Source organism: Rossellomorea sp. GAMAL-10_SWC (genome assembly GCF_049568075.1).
Classification (GTDB): domain Bacteria; phylum Bacillota; class Bacilli; order Bacillales; family Bacillaceae_G; genus Gottfriedia.
The window spans coordinates 262660-284180 of sequence record NZ_CP144911.1; the positions used below are offsets into that span (position 1 = coordinate 262660).

Annotated in this window: 23 protein-coding genes and 1 riboswitch; of the genes, 17 read left to right on the forward strand and 6 right to left on the reverse strand. The window is 31.8% G+C overall.

What is annotated here, in order from left to right; translation table 11 throughout:
- Positions 1 to 237: 237 nt before the first annotated feature.
- Positions 238 to 378, forward strand: a riboswitch (cyclic di-AMP (ydaO/yuaA leader).
- Between the two features lie 86 nt (positions 379 to 464).
- The 4 genes from V5E38_RS01235 (at position 465) to V5E38_RS01250 (ending at position 6047) form a co-directional block, all read left to right on the forward strand.
- Entirely contained in the window at positions 465 to 644 is a 180-nt protein-coding gene (locus V5E38_RS01235) for a hypothetical protein (RefSeq protein WP_097976550.1), read from the forward strand.
- Positions 645 to 828: 184 nt separating this feature from the next.
- The gene (locus tag V5E38_RS01240; protein ID WP_499211891.1) at positions 829 to 1512 is read left to right on the forward strand and encodes a response regulator transcription factor; all 684 of its coding nucleotides are present in this window, start codon (positions 829 to 831) and stop codon (positions 1510 to 1512) included.
- The gene (locus V5E38_RS01245; RefSeq protein ID WP_499211892.1) at positions 1509 to 2834 is read left to right on the forward strand and encodes a sensor histidine kinase; all 1326 of its coding nucleotides are present in this window, start codon (positions 1509 to 1511) and stop codon (positions 2832 to 2834) included. Before V5E38_RS01240 ends, V5E38_RS01245 begins: the two co-directional genes overlap by 4 nt.
- A gap of 111 nt (positions 2835 to 2945) precedes the next feature.
- Positions 2946 to 6047: an efflux RND transporter permease subunit gene (locus V5E38_RS01250; RefSeq protein WP_499211893.1), complete on the forward strand. Its 3102-nt coding sequence runs from the start codon at positions 2946 to 2948 to the stop codon at positions 6045 to 6047.
- Positions 6048 to 6431: 384 nt separating this feature from the next.
- On the opposite strand, the gene V5E38_RS01255 is transcribed toward V5E38_RS01250, so the two are convergent.
- The 4 genes from V5E38_RS01255 to V5E38_RS01270 all read right to left on the reverse strand — a co-directional run bounded on the left by V5E38_RS01255 (position 6432) and on the right by V5E38_RS01270 (position 8416).
- The gene (locus V5E38_RS01255; protein ID WP_499211894.1) at positions 6432 to 6770 is read right to left on the reverse strand and encodes a hypothetical protein; all 339 of its coding nucleotides are present in this window, start codon (positions 6768 to 6770) and stop codon (positions 6432 to 6434) included.
- Positions 6771 to 6876: 106 nt separating this feature from the next.
- Positions 6877 to 7014 (reverse strand): hypothetical protein, encoded by a 138-nt coding sequence (locus V5E38_RS01260; protein ID WP_499211895.1) that lies wholly within the window; start codon positions 7012 to 7014, stop codon positions 6877 to 6879.
- Between the two features lie 238 nt (positions 7015 to 7252).
- A complete protein-coding gene (locus V5E38_RS01265; protein WP_499211896.1) occupies positions 7253 to 7543 on the reverse strand; it encodes a HesB/YadR/YfhF family protein in 291 nt (96 codons plus the stop codon).
- A gap of 174 nt (positions 7544 to 7717) precedes the next feature.
- On the reverse strand, positions 7718 to 8416 hold the full coding sequence (locus V5E38_RS01270; RefSeq protein ID WP_499211897.1) for an FTR1 family protein: 699 nt from the start codon (positions 8414 to 8416) through the stop codon (positions 7718 to 7720).
- Between the two features lie 155 nt (positions 8417 to 8571).
- Here V5E38_RS01270 and V5E38_RS01275 point away from each other — a divergent pair, with 155 nt between their 5' ends.
- The 3 genes from V5E38_RS01275 (at position 8572) to V5E38_RS01285 (ending at position 9270) form a co-directional block, all read left to right on the forward strand.
- The gene (locus V5E38_RS01275) at positions 8572 to 8907 is read left to right on the forward strand and encodes an MGMT family protein (protein WP_097976538.1); all 336 of its coding nucleotides are present in this window, start codon (positions 8572 to 8574) and stop codon (positions 8905 to 8907) included.
- 76 nt (positions 8908 to 8983) lie between these two features.
- Entirely contained in the window at positions 8984 to 9151 is a 168-nt protein-coding gene (locus tag V5E38_RS01280) for a hypothetical protein (RefSeq protein WP_499211898.1), read from the forward strand.
- Positions 9148 to 9270 carry a DUF3967 domain-containing protein gene (locus tag V5E38_RS01285; RefSeq protein ID WP_499213491.1) on the forward strand — a complete coding sequence of 41 codons (123 nt, stop codon included), beginning with the start codon at positions 9148 to 9150 and terminating at the stop codon, positions 9268 to 9270. Before V5E38_RS01280 ends, V5E38_RS01285 begins: the two co-directional genes overlap by 4 nt.
- A 329-nt stretch (positions 9271 to 9599) precedes the next feature.
- Here V5E38_RS01285 and V5E38_RS01290 read toward each other — a convergent pair whose 3' ends face one another.
- A complete protein-coding gene (locus V5E38_RS01290; protein WP_499211899.1) occupies positions 9600 to 9860 on the reverse strand; it encodes a hypothetical protein in 261 nt (86 codons plus the stop codon).
- Between the two features lie 85 nt (positions 9861 to 9945).
- Between V5E38_RS01290 and V5E38_RS01295 the strand changes: the two genes are divergently transcribed.
- The 8 genes from V5E38_RS01295 (at position 9946) to V5E38_RS01330 (ending at position 16971) form a co-directional block, all read left to right on the forward strand.
- Positions 9946 to 10398 (forward strand): hypothetical protein, encoded by a 453-nt coding sequence (locus V5E38_RS01295; protein WP_499211900.1) that lies wholly within the window; start codon positions 9946 to 9948, stop codon positions 10396 to 10398.
- Between the two features lie 14 nt (positions 10399 to 10412).
- Positions 10413 to 10796, forward strand: a complete 384-nt coding sequence (locus V5E38_RS01300; RefSeq protein ID WP_499211901.1) for a hypothetical protein — start codon at positions 10413 to 10415, stop codon at positions 10794 to 10796.
- A gap of 261 nt (positions 10797 to 11057) precedes the next feature.
- Complete coding sequence (locus tag V5E38_RS01305) at positions 11058 to 11240, forward strand: hypothetical protein (RefSeq protein WP_499211902.1); 183 nt, start codon at positions 11058 to 11060, stop codon at positions 11238 to 11240.
- Between the two features lie 361 nt (positions 11241 to 11601).
- Complete coding sequence (locus V5E38_RS01310) at positions 11602 to 12216, forward strand: DUF4004 family protein (protein WP_499211903.1); 615 nt, start codon at positions 11602 to 11604, stop codon at positions 12214 to 12216.
- Positions 12217 to 12234: 18 nt separating this feature from the next.
- Positions 12235 to 13044, forward strand: a complete 810-nt coding sequence (locus V5E38_RS01315; protein ID WP_499211904.1) for a polymer-forming cytoskeletal protein — start codon at positions 12235 to 12237, stop codon at positions 13042 to 13044.
- 255 nt (positions 13045 to 13299) lie between these two features.
- Entirely contained in the window at positions 13300 to 14976 is a 1677-nt protein-coding gene (locus V5E38_RS01320) for a glycoside hydrolase family 13 protein (RefSeq protein ID WP_499211905.1), read from the forward strand.
- A gap of 542 nt (positions 14977 to 15518) precedes the next feature.
- Entirely contained in the window at positions 15519 to 15977 is a 459-nt protein-coding gene (locus V5E38_RS01325; protein ID WP_499211906.1) for a C40 family peptidase, read from the forward strand.
- Positions 15978 to 16245: 268 nt separating this feature from the next.
- The gene (locus tag V5E38_RS01330; RefSeq protein ID WP_499213492.1) at positions 16246 to 16971 is read left to right on the forward strand and encodes a prepilin peptidase; all 726 of its coding nucleotides are present in this window, start codon (positions 16246 to 16248) and stop codon (positions 16969 to 16971) included.
- A gap of 50 nt (positions 16972 to 17021) precedes the next feature.
- Here the strand turns inward: V5E38_RS01330 and V5E38_RS01335 are convergent, their stop codons facing one another.
- Positions 17022 to 17576 carry a thioredoxin family protein gene (locus V5E38_RS01335; RefSeq protein WP_499211907.1) on the reverse strand — a complete coding sequence of 185 codons (555 nt, stop codon included), beginning with the start codon at positions 17574 to 17576 and terminating at the stop codon, positions 17022 to 17024.
- Between the two features lie 128 nt (positions 17577 to 17704).
- Between V5E38_RS01335 and V5E38_RS01340 the strand changes: the two genes are divergently transcribed.
- Both V5E38_RS01340 and V5E38_RS01345 read left to right on the forward strand, forming a co-directional pair.
- On the forward strand, positions 17705 to 20101 hold the full coding sequence (locus tag V5E38_RS01340; protein ID WP_499211908.1) for a penicillin acylase family protein: 2397 nt from the start codon (positions 17705 to 17707) through the stop codon (positions 20099 to 20101).
- 301 nt (positions 20102 to 20402) lie between these two features.
- Positions 20403 to 21275 (forward strand): patatin-like phospholipase family protein, encoded by an 873-nt coding sequence (locus V5E38_RS01345; protein ID WP_499211909.1) that lies wholly within the window; start codon positions 20403 to 20405, stop codon positions 21273 to 21275.
- Positions 21276 to 21521: the final 246 nt, after the last annotated feature.

The following is a 21521-nucleotide window of genomic DNA, read 5'->3' on the forward strand; positions in this document are numbered from 1 at the left end:
AGAGATGGACTCATGCTCCTTTTTTAGTAAGTAATATTGAACAACTTGCTATCCAAAAATCAACTAGTAACAGATTAATCTAATGGTCATTTATTGGCCCAGCATTTTTAATCAAAAGACATATTAGTTTCTTTAAGTAGTAAAATAGTTTACAATTTAGTAGTTGAATTGTAATTTAAGTAATATACATAAAATTAAATGACCATAGATCGCTGAGTTTTAGTTAAGTGTTTCTTCTATTATTGAGGGACATTTCAACTTTGAAGCGGGGGAACCAATTTTTGTACACTTGTACTTTGGGGTGAATCCTTTTTAGGTAGGGCTACTTTTTAGGTCCGAATCCGACAGCTAACCTCGTAGGCGTGTAAGAGAAGGTTTCCAAAATGATGTCTTATTAAGGCACTGGAGATTTTCCTAGTGTCTTTTTTGCATTCAATTTTGATAAAGTAAGTGGGGGTTATGTAGTGCTAGAAATGTATATATTTGGCGGGATTCTTATTTTAACTATGTTAATAGCAGTATTTATGACTCGTAAGGATTCTGTAGTAGATGATGAAAATGGAAAATATAAGTGTGGAAAGTCTGAGAATAGGAAGAGAATCGTTAGAGAGAGAAAATCAGGTAAAGTCGTGAGAATAGATTGATTAGTATTGTAGAAAATCGAAATAAAAATGGATTGAAACAATATTTGAAACTTCCGTTAGAGAGTGGTCAATTAGGCCATTCTTTTTTTTATATGGTTAGTTTTGGTTTCATAATTCATATTTAGTTCATAATGAGTCTATATAATATGTACATAATTATTTGAAATGTAAGTAGGTGAATTTATTGAATCATGTAAATGTATTAGTTGTCGATGATGATGCAAATATTCGGGAGTTAATCTCTATTTTTTTAAGTGGTGAAGGCTATACAGTTATTGAGGCTGAAAATGGTCAAGAAGCATTAACGTTACTGGAAGAAAATTATATTCAAATAGTAGTAGTTGATGTGATGATGCCTGAAGTAGATGGATATGAGTTCACAAAAGAGGTTAAAAAATATTATGATATTCCGATTTTAATGGTCACAGCAAAAGGTGAATCTCAAGATAAATTAAAAGGCTTTGATCTTGGGGTAGATGATTATGTTGTTAAGCCGTTTGATCCTTTGGAAATCGTAGCCCGTGTAAAAGCTCTATTAAGAAGGTTTCAATTACTATCTGATAAAAATATTATTATAGGTAATTTAACGATTAATCAAGTTAAATTTGAAATTTCGGCGAATGATCAATCGATTACATTACCATTAAAGGAATTCGAATTATTGTTGAAGCTTGCAAGCCAAGCTGGAAGAATTTTTACGAGGAATGATTTGATTGAGCAAATATGGGGACTTGATTACGAAGGAGATGAACGCACAGTTGATGTGCATATAAAGAGAATACGAGAGCGCCTAAGAGAGTTAAAGGCTACAGTCGAAATCGTTACAATTAGAGGTTTAGGTTATAAATTAGAGGAAAATCACGCATGAAAAGTATGTATACGAGATTGGTTTTAATCTTTATTTCAGTTATTTTATTGAGTTTAGTCATTACTTTTTTTATCGCTTCAAAATACTTTATAAAACATGTTGAAACAGAAGTACAAAGTGATTTAATTGATGTTGGAGAAAATTTTATTTCCATCTATTCTAAACAAGATAATCAAAATGGAGTAGATGCGACCTTACAAATTCTTAGTAAAAATTTTTATATTTCACTGTATGATGAGTCGGGTAAAATCGTTTTGAAAAATACAGCACTAAAAAAGAAGAATATAAAAAAAGAACAAGTATTAAATGTACTAAACAAAAGTAATGTTCAAACAAAAGGATATCTCAGCGGTCTACCTTTTGAAAAAGATGGACATCAATATGCTTTATTTATTCAACCCAATATTGATCGTGGGTTCTTTAAAATGCGGAGAGTTTTATTTTTTAGTTTGCTGACAACTTTAATCATTGGGTCAGTAACATTTTTATTTGTTGCTAAGTTATTAGTAAAGCCAGTAAAAGAGCTAATTCGTGCCACAAAAGAACTAGCTAAAGGTAACTATGACGTTCAAGTAACGATTAAACGTAAGGATGAAATTGGACTACTCGCTTCAAATTTTAATCTGATGACGAATAAATTAAACAAGCTAGAAGAGATGAGAAGTGAATTTGTTTCAAATGTTTCTCATGAAATTCAATCACCGTTAACATCAATTAAGGGATTTGCAAAGGTTTTAAGAAATAATAAGTTAGCTGAAGAGAAAAAGGAACATTATTTATCCATTATTGAGGAAGAAAGTGAACGTCTTTCAATGATGAGTGAAAGGTTGTTAAAGCTGGCTTCATTAGACTCTGAGCAACATCCATTCCAGCCTACGACCTACAAATTAGATGAACAAATTCGAAAAATTATTTTGGCATTAGAGCCACATTGGGAAAGTAAAAAGCTTCAATTAGTTTTAAATTTACCACAAACAGAAATAGTAGCAGATCGATTACTACTTGAACAAGTATGGATTAATTTACTTCAAAATGCGATTAAGTTCTCAAGAATAGCTGGGTACATTAAAGTAGATATTTTGGAGTTGGATCATACTATTCACGTCATGATTAGCGATAGTGGACTAGGAATAAGTAAGGAAGATATGGAGCGGATATTTGAACGTTTTTATCAAGCAGACCGTTCTAGAAATAAAAAAGGAACTGGGCTTGGTCTTTCGATTGTTCAAAAAATTATCGAAATACATCATGGGAAAATAGAGGTTGAAAGTGTTGTTGGGAAAGGAACTAGCTTTACGATTATCCTTCCGAAAAGCTTGTAAAATTAAAAAGTTCAAATTATGTTCTTAATTGTTCATATTCTGTTCATATAGATTTGATAAACTAATCACGTATTAGAATTGTAACCAATCGAAAGGGGAAATAGATACATTATGTTTGCAGGCTTAACGAAATTAAGTTTGAAGAACACAATTTCAGTTATTATATTAAGTGTTCTTGTTTTAGTTGGAGGAATTTATTCTGCCCAAAAAATACAAATTGAAACATTTCCTGATGTTTCATTTCCAGCTGTTGCAGTACAGGTAGTATACCCTGGTGCATCATCTGAGGATATAGAAACTGAGGTCACTAAACCAATCGAATCAGGTTTAATGAAGCTTGAAAACTATGATCAGTTAACAAGTACTTCAAGTGAAAATATGGCTTCAATCTTTTTGATTTATCCTTTTGGATCGGATATGGATAAAATTGAAAAAGACGTTGATAATGTAATCAATAAAACTAAGTTACCTGATAAAGCAGAAGCGACAGTTCAACGTATTGCGATGGATTCTGCTCCTATTTATCAAGTTGCAATTGCAAATAACGGACAAGTAAAAGACTTACAACAATCAATTGAAAAAGATTTACTTCCTCAAATTAAAAAAATCACTGGTGTTAGTGATGTAAGTCTTCAAGGAACAAAAGATGAAGAAATTCAAATCGTTGTAGATAATAAAAAAGCAGAAGAAAAAGGCATTTCTTTAGATACGATTAAAACGGCAATTCAAGGTCTAGATTATGCAGTGCCATTAGGATCTGTTGAGAATAATGGCAAAACAGTCTCTGTTCGAATGAAAGGTACGTTAAATTCAGTCGATCAAATCAAAAAAACAGTTCTATCTAGTGCAGCTGCTCAAAGTTCACAAATGGGTACGATGACTCAAGGAGCACAACTAGGTAGAGGTGCAGGACAAGCACAAACAGTAACGCCAAAAAATGTTACGGTTGCTGACATTGCAGATGTAAAAGTAGTATCAGTTCAAGAACAAATATCTAGATATAACGGAAAAGAAAGTTATATTTTATCTGTTTCTCAAACACAAGATTCAAATACAGCCGATGTAGCAACATCTGTTAAAAAAGAAATTAAAACGTTTAAGAAAGACAATAATGTAGAAACGCATGTCATTATGGATAACGGTAAAGAGATCGAAAAATCCGTTAGTTCTTTAATTAAAGAAGGTCTATTAGGTGCGTTATTTACAGTAGTCGTTATTCTGTTGTTCTTAAGAAATATTAGAGCAACAATCATTTCAATTTTATCATTACCAATTTCAATCTTTGCAACAATATCTGTATTAAATTCATTAGGTTACACATTGAACATTATGACTTTAGGTGGACTAGTTGTTGCGATCGGACGTATTGTTGATGATAGTATCGTTGTAATTGAAAATATATACAGATGGAAACAACAAAAAGGTAATCAATATAAGAAAAAAGAGATGGCATTATATGCAACTAAAGAAGTAATTGGTGCCATTGCATCATCTACATTTGCAACGGTAGTAGTATTTTTACCTTTAGCATTTGTAAGTGGTATTATCGGAGAATTTTTTAGACCATTTGCTATTTCAGTAGTAGTTTCGATTTTAACTTCTCTAATTGTTGCGATCATTTTAATTCCAACATTAGGAGCAAAATTCTTATCAAAACCATTAAAAGAACATAGTAATGATACTCGTTTTATGAGAGGTTACGAAAAGTTACTTCGTTCGGCATTAAAACGTAAATGGATTGTTATCTTATTATCAATCGTTTTATTAGCTGGTTCATTATCGATGATTCCTTTATTAGGATTCTCATTCTTACCAGGAAGTGTAAATAAAACACTTCAAGTGACAGCAACTCTTCCATCGAATAGTACTGTGGATCAATCAAATGTAGTCGCAAAAGAATTAGAAAAATACTTTGCAAATTCCGACAAAATTGACAGTGTACAAGCTACTGTTGGTGGTAAACGTGATTTTATGATGAATATGGATGGTGGCAAAAATAAAGCAATCTTCCAAATCAATCTAAAAGATGGAAAGAACATGGATAAAGAACTTTCAAAAATCAATAAAGAAGTTCCTTCAATTGTTGATGCGAAAGTAAAAGGTACAACAATCACAGCAAAAGAACTTTCTCAAAATGGTCCTCCAACAGGGAACAATATTGATGTAAATTTATACTCTTCTAACTTTAATGACTTAAAAAATGCAGCATCAAAAATTGAAAAAGAATTAAATAGTGATGATCGTCTGAAAAATGTTTCTAATAATTTAAAAGATGTACAACCTAAATTAGAAATCACATTAAACGATAAAGCACACGATGAAAATATTTCAATGTTCCAAGTTATGGGAGCTATTAATGAAAAAATTAACGACGTTGAAATCGGTGATTACGATTTTAACGGCGAAACAAATAAGCTTACTGTAGGTTATAAAACTAAAGCAACTTCAAAAGAAGATATTGAAAAAATTAAATTTATGACTGCAACAGGTCCGAAAGAAATTAAAGACTATGTAACTATTTCTCAAAAGGATGCACCAGTTTCAATCAACCATGATGATGGAAAAATGTTTGCATCAGTAAGTGCAGAAGTAAAAGGTAAAGATACTGCAGCAATTACAAAAGATGTAACAAATCATTTAAATAAAATTGATTTACCAAAAAGCGTCGATATGAAAATTGGCGGCGGTTTAGATATGATTTCAGATGGATTCAGCAGTTTAGGAATAGCAATGGTAGTTGCTGTTGGATTAGTATTTTTAATCATGAGTATGACATTTGGTGGCTTAAGAACACCGTTTGTTATTTTAACCTCACTAATTTTCGTACCAGTCGGAGCTTTCTTAGCGCTATTTATTGGTAAGCAAACACTTTCAATGAGTGCAATGATCGGACTATTAATGTTGATCGGTATTGTTGTAACGAATGCGGTTGTATTATTAGACCGTGTTGAGCATAATCGTAAAAATGGATTAGATGTAACTGACTCATTAATTGAGGCTTCAAAGACGAGATTACGTCCAATCCTAATGACAGCATTAGCGACAATTCTTGCATTAGTACCAATGGCCCTTTCAAATTCAACTTCTGGCTTAATTTCGAAAGGATTAGCAGTAACTGTAATTGGTGGTTTAACAACTTCAACATTCTTAACACTAATCATCATCCCAGTTATTTATAAGTTAGTAAGCAAAAAGAAAAAGATTGAAGAATAATTGAAAAAGAGTGCCTCACTTCAATAGTGGGGCACTCTTTTTATTTAAAACAAAACTCTGTTAATAAAAAAACAAAAAAAGAGGCTGTCTAATAGACAACCTTTTAGATATACCTTACTAAATAACATAGACTAAACCGTATCAGAGTTTATCATAAAAAGTACCATTTATTAATAATACGATGTCGCCTATTGCTACAATACAAAAAAAGATGAAATAATAACTCGCTTTTGTTATTTCTTTATTAAAAAGTTCTTTAATTGCTTGAACAAATATTTGTTCAAATTTAAACCAGCTTAGAATCCAAGCAATTATTAAAAAGCTAACAATTGTTATTATTAATTAGATCACTCCAATTCCTCTAAAAAAAATTCCTAAATTCTTTTAGTTGAAAAGTACCATTTCATTTAATCTTAAAGATACTAAATATTGAATAACCGGTCCCACTACGCATATACCAAAAATAAGGGCACCAATTTTCATTTTTTTTGTCAGTTTTAAAGAAGAATTTAGTTTAAATATAATAAAAGCAATCATCGCTCCACTAAAAGAACCAACTATACCACGCTTTAAAATTATGATTAAATAATCAAATACACCTAAATAATTGATCTCGTTTCCATCAGAATCTGCGATTATTTCATAATGTTTAATAAATAAAATCGCAATTGCTACTCCAAATAAAAAGCCATAAATGAGGCCTTTTCTAATATCTTTTTCCAAATGAACTCCTCCAAGATGACTATATCCAACAAGTATTATATCAGAATTAATAATAGAATTATTAATATAAAAAAATGCCTAAAATAAAAATGGAAACTATTTAAATTCAGTTTCCATTTTTATAAAACGATTTAGCTGAACCTGTGAATGGATTAATTTCATAAGATAGATCTTTGCCAGCCTCTTTTTCTTCTTGGTTTATTCTTTTTCCTAAAGATGAGTAATACCATATCCATGCACCCAATGCTAAAAGCTACCAATAGTTGAAATCCAAAAAGCCATCTAAATTCCCTCCAAAAAGTTCCAAATGAGAAACACGGATATGTTTATTCTCTTAAAACTATATTCTTTTTATGCTTAAAAAATCCTTTCCATATCGAACGATCCTGCCAGTTACTTATACAAGAAAATAAACAAGCTACTTCAATAGATTCAAAAGCAAAAAAAGAGCTTAGGCACAAACACTACCTAAGCTCCTTACATTATTTAGGTTCATAATCAAAATGTAATTCATTATTTTCATTTACAATTACACTTAAATTATGATCTTTAAAATACCATAAATCTGTTTCGTTTATAAAATAGACTACGTTATCAATCGTAATAGATTCTCCGATGTCCACAGGTTGTTCTTTAGTAACACCTAAAGAATAGCCTTTATGTATTGTACTATTTCCACCGTAACGTGCGAAAAAACGAATTGTATCTCCTTCTTTGACATTCATTTCATCTTTAAACCATTTTAATGCATCTTTGGAAATTGTAATTTTCATTGTATCCGACCTTTCTTTATCTTATAAAAATATTATAGTATGAATGTGAAAAACTATACAGAAAAGTGATGTTAAGTGCAAAAGTGTAACTAGAATAAAGAAGAAAACCCACATTTTGCAGGTTTTCTTCTATAATTGAAGTATTTTAAGACAGGCGTATTAGACAAAGCTATCTTATTTTTTGAAAAATGATAGTATGTTGTTTTTAAATAAAAAAAATAGTGAAATGAGGACAAATCCATAATAGACGATTTGTTCAACTAGTGGGGTAGCATCGATAAAGGAGAAAAGACCCTCAGTGAATACTTTACCGCCAAAGAAAATTAATAGAATACCTAGTAAAGTAAAAATCACTTTAATATTTAAATTAATTGTAGTTTTGATAAATAAATATGCAATTAAGATAGCTATAATAATTCCTAGTAAGATAGAAATCATACCAACAAAGGCAATTGTATGAGCATTTGATAAAACAAAGAGAACTAGCTCTAAGCCTTCCCGGATCACAAATACGCTTGCCATTAAAAATAATGAAACACTACTGTCCATAATTTTAACTTCTGATTTTAGTTTATCTGAAATATTAATGCTACTTTGACTACTTAACCAGTAAATAAAATAGAAGATTAGCAATGCTGCAATTAATTGAATCACACCTTCAATTGTATGTTCAACACTTCCATCTAGTTCACCGAATGTTGTAAATAAGAAAAATCCAGCAAAAATACTAACTACTACTCCAAGTATTGTTCCGTAAACTACCGATTTAATTAAATGCTCTTTTTTACTTTGTATTAAAGTAATGAGTAAGTACCCGATTACCAAGGAAACCTCAAGGCCTTCTCGTAAAGCTATTAAAAAATTAGCATTCAATTCACTATCATCCTCCCCATTATATTTAAATCTACTAATTAGACTATTCTTTAATAGTAGAAACGGACACTATTTTATTAATAAATAGGCATAATAAGTTATGTGGTAAAATTAATATAAAATAGCCCAAAATGTGAATTTTAGAAGGGGAAAAAATGGAATCTTTTACAAGTAGAGCGATTGAAATTATTAAAAATATACCACTAGGAAAAGTTATGACATATGGCCAAGTTGCAAAATTGGCAGGAAGTCCAAGAGGAGCTAGACAGGTTGTAAGAATCTTACACTCGATGGGCCAAAAATACCAATTGCCATGGCATAGAGTTATAAATGCTAAAGGTGAAATAGGAATCCAAGATGAAGAAGGATTTTTAAGGCAAAAACGTTTGCTCCAAAACGAAGGGGTCAAATTTACGAACGAGAGAACCATTAACTTGAAGGAATATCAAGTAAGTGTAGTTCTTGAGAAAGAAGATGTAGACTTAATTTAGGATCAAAGAAAAGGTGCTAGCTAAAAGATCTATAAGAAAAAATGATATAAAGAATCGGTTAGAGAATGAAGGTTGTTTGAAAAATTTAGTGATTGATTATGAGGATATAGTTGAGCCAGCTTTAGAGATAATGGTAGTTGTTCCTGAAGCAGAATTAAGTATTTTAACTAAACAAACAACTGAACTGATTAAACAAAATAGTGAGTTATTTCAACGGCTTGACCGAGTTGAGGGGAGAGAATAACTAAGCAAGATGATTATTTTATGCAGATGATTCGTTCAATTCAGGAGCTAAAGCAAATTCAATTAGAAATGGCTGCATCTAAACAAGAGGAAAAGAAATGGTGGCAATTTTGGAAATAAAATTTAAAATTTTGTTTTTATTGTTGCTATGGTAAGTTAATTGTAAATAGGAATTCTCATTTAGTTAAACTTGAACAAGATTACCAGGAGTTGAGTTTAGTAGAAAAAGAGAAATATAATGGTCATCTTATTAATGAAATGGATTTTGACTAAAGGTTAAAGCATATGCTTTAACCTTTTTTGGTTGTTTAAAAAAGGTTAAATGGTTCATAGTTGAAATATTTTTGATGATTGTTGGAACTATAGTTTAATTGAAATCCCATTAAAATTGGATTGTAGAGAGTTTTTAGATAAAAGGAGGTAATAAGGAACGAATTGAACAAAAGAGATTAAATAGATTTAAATACTTCTCCAGTGTCATATTCCTCACCTAAATATTCAGCAGATGAAACAAGTTTTCCTCCATCTGGAATGTCAACCTCAAATTTATATTCATGAGGTGCTGTATTATCTTTAATTGTAATTAAAGTACGAACCCCTTCCTCAGTAGGTTGTACTGAAAAATCTACTGGTTCAGATTGATTTTGAAAATTAAGTGTTCCATTTTCTGATTTTGAAAGTTCTGTATTACTTTCTACAGGTAAAGACATTTCTAAAGATTTATTATTTTCATAAAGCTATTAACAAAATACAACAAAACAATAATAATTTATTCTTTGCGCAGAAGGTAGTAATATGGGGAATGATGGCAGAACCAAATGTGTGGAGAATTTAAAAATAAAAATAACTGATAATATTATTCAAAGTGTATTTTCACCAGCATGGGCTAAAGATGCAAATGGTAATTCTGTACCAACAAAATATACTGTAGACGGAAATACTTTAATTCAAACAGTAGAATTTAATGAAAACTCAGTTTTCCCTATTATTGCTGATCCTGACTGGATTCGTATTGGTAAATGTGCAACAGCTATATCTTTATTTTTAGGCTCTAATCTCATCATGGCTTCAAAACTAGTGAAAATTAAACAATATATCAATGCATTAGGTGGATTTACTCGATCTGCACGATTATTATTAAGTGCATCAACTTGGGAAGAAAGATTACGTGTTGGTGGTACAGCTTTAGTAGGATTAGCAGGGGAACTGACAGGAGCTACAGGTGTATGGGCTGCTTGTAAAAAATAGGAAGGAGTGTAAATATGCTGTATGTAGCAATAATCACTAATCTAATGTGTGGATTAATTATACTGTTAACAGGCATTGTTTACATGAAAAATACTCTTAAAACATCGAATGTTAATCAAGAAACTATTACATATAAAAAAGTTTTTAGTGAGTTTAAATTAGGTGATTTTTATAAACTGTTATTTATTTCATTTATGTTTGGATTTTTACTTAGTGTGATAAATCAAGCAGATATAGGTTCAGATTTAATTTTTAATATTGTTTTATCTTCTTTTACAGTAGTAATTTCAATTGAAAGTATCTGTTATTTATTAAAAAGACCAACATTATTATTTTTTTATAAAACATTAGTGAGTGTTATTTTATTATTTTTGTTAAGTGGTAGTTATTTAAATTAACAATTCAATTTTGCTTGAATATCGTATGCAAATCTAGTTTACATAAAGATTCTTAACGGAAGTAACACAAAAGCCAATCCCTTGCAGCAGAAGGGATTGGCTTTTGTGTTTTTTTTATTTTGTATGCACAATTTTATACATTGTTGATTTATCAACGGTTGTAGGGGAATCTACTATATTCTAATCCTACTATTTTTGTATAAAATACTGTATAAAATAAGTTGTAATATTTAAAATAATTAAATTAGGTAGGGTAAGTATATGACGTTTAGTAAGCAGTTCGTAGAAGAGGTTACCAAACAGTTAGATAGAGATGAGTTTTCTGTAGATGATTTTGAAATAGAGCAATTTTCAAATTTTACAACAGATCTTCAATTCACTTATAAGTACGTTGAAAATTATTACTTTCTCTTAAAATTCAATGAAAATCGTTCTGAGACATAACTGTACGATTGGAGTTAAACAGTTACTCGTAGACGGCGGTTATGACATTCTAACTAAATAGATTTAGAGTGAGATTGCTACTCAAAATTCATGGATAAATGGATTTTGGGTATTTTTTTCACTTAAGAAATATGGGGAATACTCATGTAATAGACAATTCTATGAAAATAGGTGCAACTATGACTCTCTCTAAAAGGCTCGTCAATCGACGAGTTTTCTTTATATGAAAATGATTTTGATTAAAACATTGTTACACACAATATTGTTGTGAAATTGAATAATTATTATGTCAAAAGTGCTACATCCGAATACTTTACAATAAAACATTGTTTTGTTATACTCACGTCAGGAGGAATGTCATATGAGTGAAGAATTAATTTCCAAAAAAGATTTACTACAACTTACAGGCATATCGTACGGACAGCTTTATAGATGGAAAAGGAAAAACATCATTCCTGAAGAGTGGTTTATGAAAAAATCAAGCTTTACTGGGCAGGAAACGTTTTTTCCAAAACAGAGAATTTTGGATCGGATTGAAAAAATAAAAGAGTTGAAGGATGATCAATCATTAGATGATATTGCTAGAGTGTTTTCAATCAATGAAGTAATCGTTTCTGATCGTGGGAATGCTACTTTATCTTTGGAGCAAATCCCTAAACAAGTTGTACAAATATATCAATCACTTTTTCCAAATACTAAATTAGAGCATTTAGGTACGGTTCAACTATGTTCGTTACTTTTTGTAAACGAGTGGCTTTCAAATGGAAGTGTAACAATAGATGAAATAAAACAATTTTTAAATTTGGTTGAAACGCATAAAAACCAAATTAACATGGATGAAGCGACTGTCATTTATATTCGAAAATTTGGTATGGGTACATGGATTATTGGAAATCATGGGACGTTTGTTGATCAAAAGGATTCGATCTTAATCAATGTTACTCTCTCGAGCTATTTAAATAAAGCAATTAAATAAAGATAAGGAGGAGACATTATGGCGAATGTGCAATCGAGGCAAGATGCGATTATTAATGGTTCAGGAACAATTGGTACTGGACGATATGATGACGTTAAAATTAGTGGTAGCGGCCGAATTCTAGGTGATATTCTTTGTCATGAAGTAAAGGTAAGTGGTTCTGCTAAATTTAATGGTAAAGTAGAAACGGAATACTTTAATTGCAGTGGTAGTGCTAAATGTTTAAGTGATGTTGAAGCAAAAAAAATGAACGTCAGTGGCTCAGCTTCTATTGATGGAAAAGTTTCTGGTGGAGATGTCAATATTAGTGGTAGCTTTAAAACAAAAGGTGACTTATATGTTCAAAGTATTCATGTCTCTGGTTCAATGAAAACAACAGGTTTAGTAAAAGCAGAAGTCATTAATATAAAAGGATCACTTTCAACAGAAAAAGGATCTGAATGTGAAGTATTTACAGCAAAAGGTCACTTATCAATGAATGGTTTATTAAATGCTGAAAATGTAAAAATTACGCATGGTGGATATAGCTATCATAGTGGATTTAGTTATATTCCTGAAATAGGCGGAGAAACAATTGAAATTAGTCGATTTGATGACAGTAATGTATTATCACGACTTTTTACGAAAATTTTTAACAACCGTACAAACTTCAAAGCAGATGTTATTGAAGGAAGTGCTGTAAAAATTGATTATACGACAGCAAGTGTAGTACGAGGCGATGCTGTAACAATTGGACCAAAATGTGTAATCGACCTTGTTGAATATACAGAAGATGTTCAAATACATCCTTCAGCAAAGGTAAAGGATGTAAAGAAATTAGAACTATAAGCGGCTTAAGGTATAACCTAAGTTGCTTTTTTTTTGCTTTTTTTGAAAACGTTTTTAAATAAAGCAGCATAAGGGAGTTAGAATAGAAATTTCTAGCAAGCTGGCTCTTAATTTCGGTTATTGAACTATAGTTAGTTGAATGTTAAGATAATAATGTGCAAACGGTTGCAATTGAAATTGTACTTAATTTTTTAAAGAAGGCTACTAATATAGTCAAAATTGAAAACGCTTTTATGCATTTGGAGGAGAGAGATTATGACAAATCAAAGTTGGTGGAAGGAAGCGGTTGCTTACCAAATTTATCCACGTAGCTTTATGGATTCAAATGGTGATGGAATTGGTGATTTAAGAGGTGTAATTTCCAAATTAGATTATTTAAAAGAGCTCGGTATAGATGTTATTTGGATTTGCCCATTTTACAAGTCACCAAATGATGATAATGGTTACGATATCTCGGATTATCAGGACATTATGGATGAGTTTGGCACAATGGCTGATTTTGATGAGTTATTAGAGAATGTTCACGAAAGAGGAATGAAGTTAATTTTAGATTTGGTAGTCAATCATACAAGTGATGAACATCCTTGGTTTTTAGAATCTAAAAAATCTAAAGATAATCCTTATAGAGACTACTATATTTGGAGAGAAGGAAATAAATCAGGCAATGAGCCAAATAACTGGGAAAGTATTTTCGGTGGATCTGCATGGGAATACGATGAAGCAACAGAGGAATATTTCTTACACTTATTTTCCAAAAAGCAGCCTGATTTAAATTGGGAGAACAAAGAAGTAAGACAAAAAGTCTATGATATGATTAATTGGTGGTTAGATAAAGGAATCGACGGTTTCCGAGTAGACGCGATCAGTCATATAAGAAAACGACCAGGTTTTCCAGATATGCCAAATCCAAAGAAAGAGAAATATGTGGCAAGCTTTGATATGCACATGAATCAAGAAGGAATTCATAAATATCTGGATGAACTAAAACGTGAAACATTTGATAAATATGACATCATGACAGTCGGAGAAGCAAATGGTGTAACAACAAAAGATGCACACCTGTGGGTTGGAGAAAAAGAAGGTAAGTTCAATATGATTTTCCAATTCGAAAGTTTAGATCTTTGGAAGAAAACCGATGAATCGGAAACCTCCATCGCTGATTTAAAAGAAGTACTTACTAAATGGCAAACTGGTTTAGAAGGATATGGATGGAATGCATTATTTATAGAGAACCATGATATACCTAGAGCAGTCAGTACATTAGGAAACGATGATGAGGCATTTTGGAAAATTTCAGCAAAAGCTATTGGAGTAATGTATTTCTTTATGCAAGGAACACCATTTATTTACCAAGGACAAGAAATTGGAATGACAAATGTTCATTACACATCAATTAACGATTATAATGATGTAAGTGCAAAAAATATGTATAATACAATGATTGAAAATGGTTCAACTGAACAAGATGTACTAGACATTTTATGGAAAACAGGCAGAGATAATTCTCGCACACCTATGCAGTGGAACAGTACAAAGAATGCTGGATTTACAACGGGGAAACCTTGGCTTAAAACAAATGATAACTTTACTGAAATAAATGTTGAAATCCAAGAAAAAGATGCAGACTCTATTTTATCATTCTATAAAAAGATGATTTCATTACGTAAAGAAAATAAGGCACTAGTTTATGCACCGTATGAATATCTAGACGTTAAAAATGAACCTGTTTATGCATACACTCGAAATGGTGAAAAAGAAACATTCTTAGTGATTACTAATTTATCATCAGAGAAACAAAAATTTACATTACCGAAAGAACTTACGAAAAAGAATGCCCAATTAAGTTTAACGAACATTGAATTAACAGATCATCAATTAGTTGAAAACATGGAATTTAAACCTTTTGAAGCTAGAGTTTATCGCTTAATCTAATTTTTTTATATGGTACTTACTGAACAGACTGTGACATGACAGTCTGTTTTCATTTTGTACAGGATGATTGCTTTCAATGGGGGAAATCTGTGGAAGTGCAAATAAAAAGGCTGGAACTGCAATTAAAAATATGAAAACTGCAAATAAGGCTACAAAACATGGGGTAATAGAATAATAAATCAAAGAAAAAGAAGATATATCATTAAAATAGACTTTGAAACAACCAAAACTAAACATAATCCAGTAAAAACAAATGAATGGGGCCGAACTTTTTACCACTAGATTTCAACTTAAAATCAAGTAAGAATACCACTATTTAACGGGGCTCGTAACCTTATCAATTAAGGTAAATTAGTGTTCGGATTTCTCAATACCCTAAAAAATGGCTGTCGAATGATAGCCATTTTTTGCTGCATATTTTTGGCAAAAACCTACAAGGTTTTATAGTATTACAAACACTTCGACAATTTGTAACATTCCTGTAATGGCTTTCAAAATGGTATTTTGTTAGACTTACATTATCAATGAAGGGGGAGAAAGAGATGAAAAAGCAAGTCCTTATAGCTTTCGTATGCTTACTGAGCATGGTATTTTTTACGACTAAATCACAAGCAGCATCTACATATAACCCATACTCAAAGAAAAATCAGGTAACAAAAATCGCTAAACAATATACTGGAGTGCCATATCGTTTTGGTGGTACAAGTACTAAAGGTTTTGACTGCTCAGGTTACGTAGGGTATGTATACAAAAAAGTAGGTACTTCATTACCTCGAACTGCTTCGTCAATGTATACTGTTAGCTCAATTGTTAAAAAGCCTGTTCCTGGTGATTTAGTTTTCTTCAAAAATACATACAAAAAAGGTATTAGCCATGTAGGAATTTTCATGGGAAATAATAATTTTATTTCAGCGACTTCAAGTAAGGGAGTAGCTGTTGTAAGTCTTTCTAATTCATATTGGAAACCGAAATTCGCTGGCTCAGGTAGTGTAATTAAATAAACATAATAATAAATGCAATTTACTTTTCTTTAGAATGGTAGATTGCTTTTTTTTGTACTTTAAGAAATTATAGATTAGCTTCGAGGAGGAGAATTCGACGCATAATTGCAACTACGCCTCTGTCTGCGCCATTGCATTTTCATAAAGTATTCTTTTTTAATAAATAAGTAGATTATGTTCCAATGATATAATGACCTTTAACTAAACTAGTTAAATGACTATAAAGGAGCTGGTAATCATAGCATTAGTCTATTTTACTTTTTTTGTAATGGGTCTAGTATTTGGTTCTTTTTTTAATGTTGTTGGGCTAAGAGTACCGATTGGGAAATCAATTATTTCACCGGGTTCCACGTGTTCAAATTGTGGACATAAATTGAGTTCTATAGAATTAATACCGGTATTTTCTTTTTTACTCCAAAGAGGGAAATGTCGAAGTTGCGGGATGCTAATTTCAAAACTATATTTATTAATTGAAATACTAACAGGTATGTTATTTGTTTTTTCCATCTATGAAACTGGCTTTCATAAGGAGTTAATGATCGCTCTTTCGATAATATCTTTATTAATCATTATTGTTGTCTCGGATGTGATCTATATGATTATCCCTAATCGGATTCTACTATTCTTTTTATTTATTTTTAGTTTTGAGCGAATCGTATTTCCATTGGATCCATGGTGGAGTAGTATGGTAGGAGCAATAGGAGCATTTGTGGTTTTGCTTCTAATTAATCTGATTAGTAAAGGTGGTATGGGAGGAGGAGACATAAAGCTATTTAGTGTGCTAGGAATAATTTTAGGTTGGGAACCGACCCTCATTGCATTTATGCTTGCATGTTTTTTAGGCAGCATTTACGGGGGAGTTGTAATATTGTCCGGAAAATTAAAGCGGAGTAATCCGATTCCTTTTGGTCCATTCATTGCAATGGGTGGATTAATTAGTTATTTTTATTGTGAAAATCTATTGGAATTTTACAATATAATTTTTTATAAATAAAAAGGCTATTTAATTGAAAAATTCTTCAACTAAATAACCCTTACTTTTTCTTATGAGAATAATTTCTCTTCTACACTTTTTATAACTGAATTCCAGTATTTTTTGTCTTCAACAAAGTTTGTTCGAATCGCTTTAAAAACAGCAGTTTGTTTTTCTTGGAAATTTGGATCATCTTTATCTGGAAGCTCTTTTTTCATTTCAACTACAATTTCTTCAATCTCCGCAGAACGTGGCCCCCATACATTTACTTCATTTCCTTTTTCATCCATAAAAACAAAAATTGGAATAGAACGAGATTTACCATTCGTTAAATATTGATCCATTAATTCTAGATTTTCATCTCTAATTAGGAAACTAGTATCTATATTTGCTTTTTCCATCATTTTCTGAATAACTGGTACATTAAGTAATGCATCTCCACACCAATCTGCAGTTAAAGTAACAACCTTCCAATGACGATTCTTTAATTGTTCAAGTTTTACTTGTGTACTTTCAGGAATCGTAACTTCATTATAGATTTTTAGAAGTTCTTCTTTATTTACATTCATTGCTTCTACATATTCTTGAAAAGTCATGCCCTTTTCGAACCAAGAATTTAATGACATTTCCATACACTCCTTTAATGTTAATAAATAGTATTATACCCCATTCGTCATAAGAAGGAATGCAATAAGACTTGCAGAATTATTATACAGTATATGTTTTATATGCAGTTTAAGCAGGAGGGAGAAAAATGAGTGCGCCTATTGAGATATCAAAAAATCGGAAGCGCTTTCCGAAATGGATTAAAGTTACGTCAACTATCTTAATTGTTATCGTCTTAATCGTTGCAGGCACTGGCTTGTACTTAACCAAAAAATCATTACCAAGCATTAAAGGAAATTTAACGATCAGTACGTTAAACCGTAAAGTAGAGGTAGTTAGGGATGGTAAAGGCGTACCTCATATTAGTGCTAAAAGTTTGCATGACTTGTATGTTGCGCAAGGCTTTGTAACTGCACAAGATCGATTATTTCAAATGGATTTAAGCAGGAGACAGGCGTCCGGACAATTAAGTGAGGTAATTGGTGATGCTACAGTGGAGCGTGACTCATATTTTCGAACGCTTGGTTTAAGAAGAGCTGCAGAAGCTTCTTATAGCAAATACGATAAAAATGGACAAAATGTATTAAATTGGTATGCAGAAGGAGTAAATGCGTACATAAAATACGCAATAAAGGAAAAAAAACTACCAGTTGAATTTAAAATTTTAAAATATAAACCAAGTAAATGGACAGCAATTGACTCACTAGTAATTGGTAAATATATGGCATTTGATTTAGGCGGTCACTGGAATGAACAAGCATTTCGTTATTATGCTTTGAATAAATTTCCAAAGGATAAGGCTTTGGAGCTATTCCCTGCTAATAATGATCTAGATCCGTATATTATTCCAAGTAATACTTCAAAAATAGACGTAGAAAAGAGCTTTACAAGCGCAATTATTCCACCTGTTTGGAATGGAAGTAATGATTGGGTTGTTAGTGGAGCTAAAACTAAGTCCGGTAAACCGTTATTAGCAGATGATCCTCATTTAGGATTAGCGACACCAGCAATTTGGTATGAAACTCAATTAAAATCTGGTGATATGAATGTAAGTGGTGTAATTTTTGCAGGGGTGCCAGGAATCATCGTTGGTCATAATGAACATATTGCCTGGGGAGTAACAAACGTTGGCCCGGATGTACAAGATTTATATATTGAAAAACGAAATCCAAATAAGTCAGACGAGTTTTTATATGATGGTCAATGGGAAAAGGCACAGGTTATAAATGAAACGATCAAAATTAAAGGTAAAAAGAATAAGGTTTTACCTGTTATGATTACGAGACATGGTCCCGTGATTTCGGAATTTGCGAGCGATGCTGGAAAAGATACTGTATTCTCTTTACAGTGGACAGCACTACAACCAACAACAGAGCTAGAAGCCGTTTTAAAGTTTGACGTTGCAAAGGATTGGAATTCGTTTAAAGAAGGATTAGCTTTATTTGAAGCGCCTGCTCAAAATTTCGTATTTGCATCGGATGATGGAACAATTGCCTACCGAGCGAATGGAAAAATTCCAATCCGTAAAAAAGGTGATGGGCTAATGCCAGTGCCAGGTTGGACTAGTGATTACGGTTGGAAAGGATCTATTCCATACGATGAACTACCAACAATTTTTAACCCAAAGGAAGGATTTATTTCATCTGCGAATAATAAAGTAGTGGACGATTCATATCCATACCATATTTCAAATTCGTGGGCACAGCCATACCGTCAATTACGCATTCAGGAAGTATTAAAAAAGAATGACAAACTGACTGTTAAAGATATGCAAAAGCTACAAATGGACGAAATGAATTTACAAGCGAAGGAGCATGCACCTAAGTTTATTAAGTCAATAAATCAAAATAAAGATCAATTATCATCTGTTGAAAAATCAGCTTTAAAGGAACTTGAAAAATGGAATTTTATAGATGATAAAGATGAAGCATCTCCTCTCATATTCCAAATGTGGATGTCTAAAATAAATAAAGCATTGTTCGATCAACAAATCTCAAACGATATGATGGATTTATTTGGAGACCGCAAAGTCGTAGTCGATCAATTGCTACGTGACAGTTTAAATGGGAAAAAAGTAATCTGGGTTGATGAACAAGGCGGAATTGATAAACTTTTATTAAAAACCTTCAAATCAACAATTAAAAATATTAGCAAAACCGACGGTGAAAATGCAGCGAAGTGGAAATGGGGTAATCACCATAAAGTTGCTTTCGAACACCCATTATCCAGTATTAAATTCTTAAGCTATTTCTTTAATGCAAGAGATCCAATCCAAGTAGGAGGTAGCGCAACTACAGTGAAAGCAGCAGGATATGATGACCAAGGAATCGTCGACCATGGTGCATCATGGAGAACTGTTGTAGACTTTGCAGATTTAAGTAAATCAGTAAACATAGTTGGACCAGGACAATCCGGTAACCTCGGAAGCAAATGGTATAGTGATCAAATGGAAGATTGGGCAAATGGAACCTATCATACCACTTCTTTGAAAAATGTTAAAGGTGTTAAAGAAATGTTCGAACCGGGAAAAACAAAAAAGAAGTAGGAAGGACGTATAGAGGACAGACCTTATGGGGTCTGTTTTCTTTGTTTGAGAAGTAAAATATAGTGATTTAATTGCGATACGCGGTTTTAATTGCGATGCCCAGGATTTAATTACGATACCTAGGATTTAATTACGATACCTAGGATTTAATTGCAATACCCGGAATTTAATTGCGATACCGGATTAAGATTTGAATACCTTATCCAGCAAACAACTCTAATTTCTTCCCTTTCATCACCTCATATAATAAAATATTTAAATAGATTGTCCTAAAAAATTTGAAAAAAGGGGGGCTGTGAAAATGAATGGAATGGGCTTAGTTCTCGAAGGTGGAGGAATGAGGGGGATTTATACTGCTGGTGTTCTTGATTATTTTCTTGAACAAAATATAGAAATTCCTTATGTGATAGGTGTTTCTGCGGGTGCTTGTATGGGAACTTCTTATTTATCAAAACAACATGGTCGTAATAAACGAGTAAATACGGAATTTTTACAGCATCCAGATTATATTTCTTTTAAAAATTTAATTCGTAATAAGCAGCTTTTTGGTATGGACTTATTATTTGATATTATTCCTAATGAGTTAGATCCATTTGATTTTGATTCTTTTTATAATGCTGAGCAAAAATTTGTAGTTGGTACGACTGATTGCGTTACAGGAGAACCAGTCTATTTTGATAAAGGTCAAATTGTAGAATCAACAGATATGTTAAATATAATTCGGGCATCAAGTTCTTTACCGTTAATGGCTCCAATCATTAAATTTAATGATCATTTCTTGATGGATGGTGGCATTGCAGATCCGATTCCGATTGGTAAATCTGAAGCGGATGGCAATCGTAAAAATATAGTTGTTTTAACTAGAAATGCTGGATATCGTAAAAAACCTTCAAAAGGAACTTGGTATTTGCAAAAAAAGTATAAAGAATATCCCGGACTTGTTCAGGCCGTACTAAAAAGATATGAAGTTTATAATAAGCAGTTGGAATATATTGAGGAGCAAGAAAAAGCTGGAAATATATTAGTCATTCGTCCTGTACAAAAGTTAAAGGTTGGACGAATTGAACGAAATAAAGGGCGTTTATTAGAACTTTATAAAGAGGGCTATGAAGATGCTAAGCGACTTCGTGAACAAATTTTAGGTTTTATCTCGTATGAAAAAACGACCTGTTAATCAGGTCGTTTTAATATGTTGAAAATTAAACTATTTAGACTGATTGAAAACGCTTGTCTTTCAAAGTACTAAGCATATTATAATAAGCGAAACAACTAAGAAAGCGAGCGTTTGCAACAGTTTGATCAACCTGTTAAATTCAGGTTGTTTTTTATAGGGGAGGGAGAAAATAGATTAATCCTTATTATTATTATTTTTGTTATTATTGTTCATCATGTTTCTCATCATCATTTCAAACATTACCAT

What these genes read in the sequence shown, in the direction of transcription:
- V5E38_RS01345 (WP_499211909.1), top strand. Translation starts at nt 20,403, where the DNA reads ATGAATGGAATGGGCTTAGTTCTCGAAGGTGGAGGAATGAGGGGGATT.
- V5E38_RS01295 (WP_499211900.1), top strand. Translation starts at nt 9,946, where the DNA reads ATGGGGAATGATGGCAGAACCAAATGTGTGGAGAATTTAAAAATAAAA.
- V5E38_RS01325 (WP_499211906.1), top strand. Translation starts at nt 15,519, where the DNA reads ATGAAAAAGCAAGTCCTTATAGCTTTCGTATGCTTACTGAGCATGGTA.
- V5E38_RS01335 (WP_499211907.1), bottom strand. Translation starts at nt 17,576, where the DNA reads ATGTCATTAAATTCTTGGTTCGAAAAGGGCATGACTTTTCAAGAATAT.
- V5E38_RS01320 (WP_499211905.1), top strand. Translation starts at nt 13,300, where the DNA reads ATGACAAATCAAAGTTGGTGGAAGGAAGCGGTTGCTTACCAAATTTAT.
- V5E38_RS01300 (WP_499211901.1), top strand. Translation starts at nt 10,413, where the DNA reads ATGCTGTATGTAGCAATAATCACTAATCTAATGTGTGGATTAATTATA.
- V5E38_RS01250 (WP_499211893.1), top strand. Translation starts at nt 2,946, where the DNA reads ATGTTTGCAGGCTTAACGAAATTAAGTTTGAAGAACACAATTTCAGTT.
- V5E38_RS01310 (WP_499211903.1), top strand. Translation starts at nt 11,602, where the DNA reads ATGAGTGAAGAATTAATTTCCAAAAAAGATTTACTACAACTTACAGGC.
- V5E38_RS01340 (WP_499211908.1), top strand. Translation starts at nt 17,705, where the DNA reads ATGAGTGCGCCTATTGAGATATCAAAAAATCGGAAGCGCTTTCCGAAA.
- V5E38_RS01265 (WP_499211896.1), bottom strand. Translation starts at nt 7,543, where the DNA reads ATGAAAATTACAATTTCCAAAGATGCATTAAAATGGTTTAAAGATGAA.
- V5E38_RS01305 (WP_499211902.1), top strand. Translation starts at nt 11,058, where the DNA reads ATGACGTTTAGTAAGCAGTTCGTAGAAGAGGTTACCAAACAGTTAGAT.
- V5E38_RS01315 (WP_499211904.1), top strand. Translation starts at nt 12,235, where the DNA reads ATGGCGAATGTGCAATCGAGGCAAGATGCGATTATTAATGGTTCAGGA.
- V5E38_RS01245 (WP_499211892.1), top strand. Translation starts at nt 1,509, where the DNA reads ATGAAAAGTATGTATACGAGATTGGTTTTAATCTTTATTTCAGTTATT.
- V5E38_RS01330 (WP_499213492.1), top strand. Translation starts at nt 16,246, where the DNA reads ATGGGTCTAGTATTTGGTTCTTTTTTTAATGTTGTTGGGCTAAGAGTA.
- V5E38_RS01290 (WP_499211899.1), bottom strand. Translation starts at nt 9,860, where the DNA reads ATGTCTTTACCTGTAGAAAGTAATACAGAACTTTCAAAATCAGAAAAT.
- V5E38_RS01275 (WP_097976538.1), top strand. Translation starts at nt 8,572, where the DNA reads ATGGAATCTTTTACAAGTAGAGCGATTGAAATTATTAAAAATATACCA.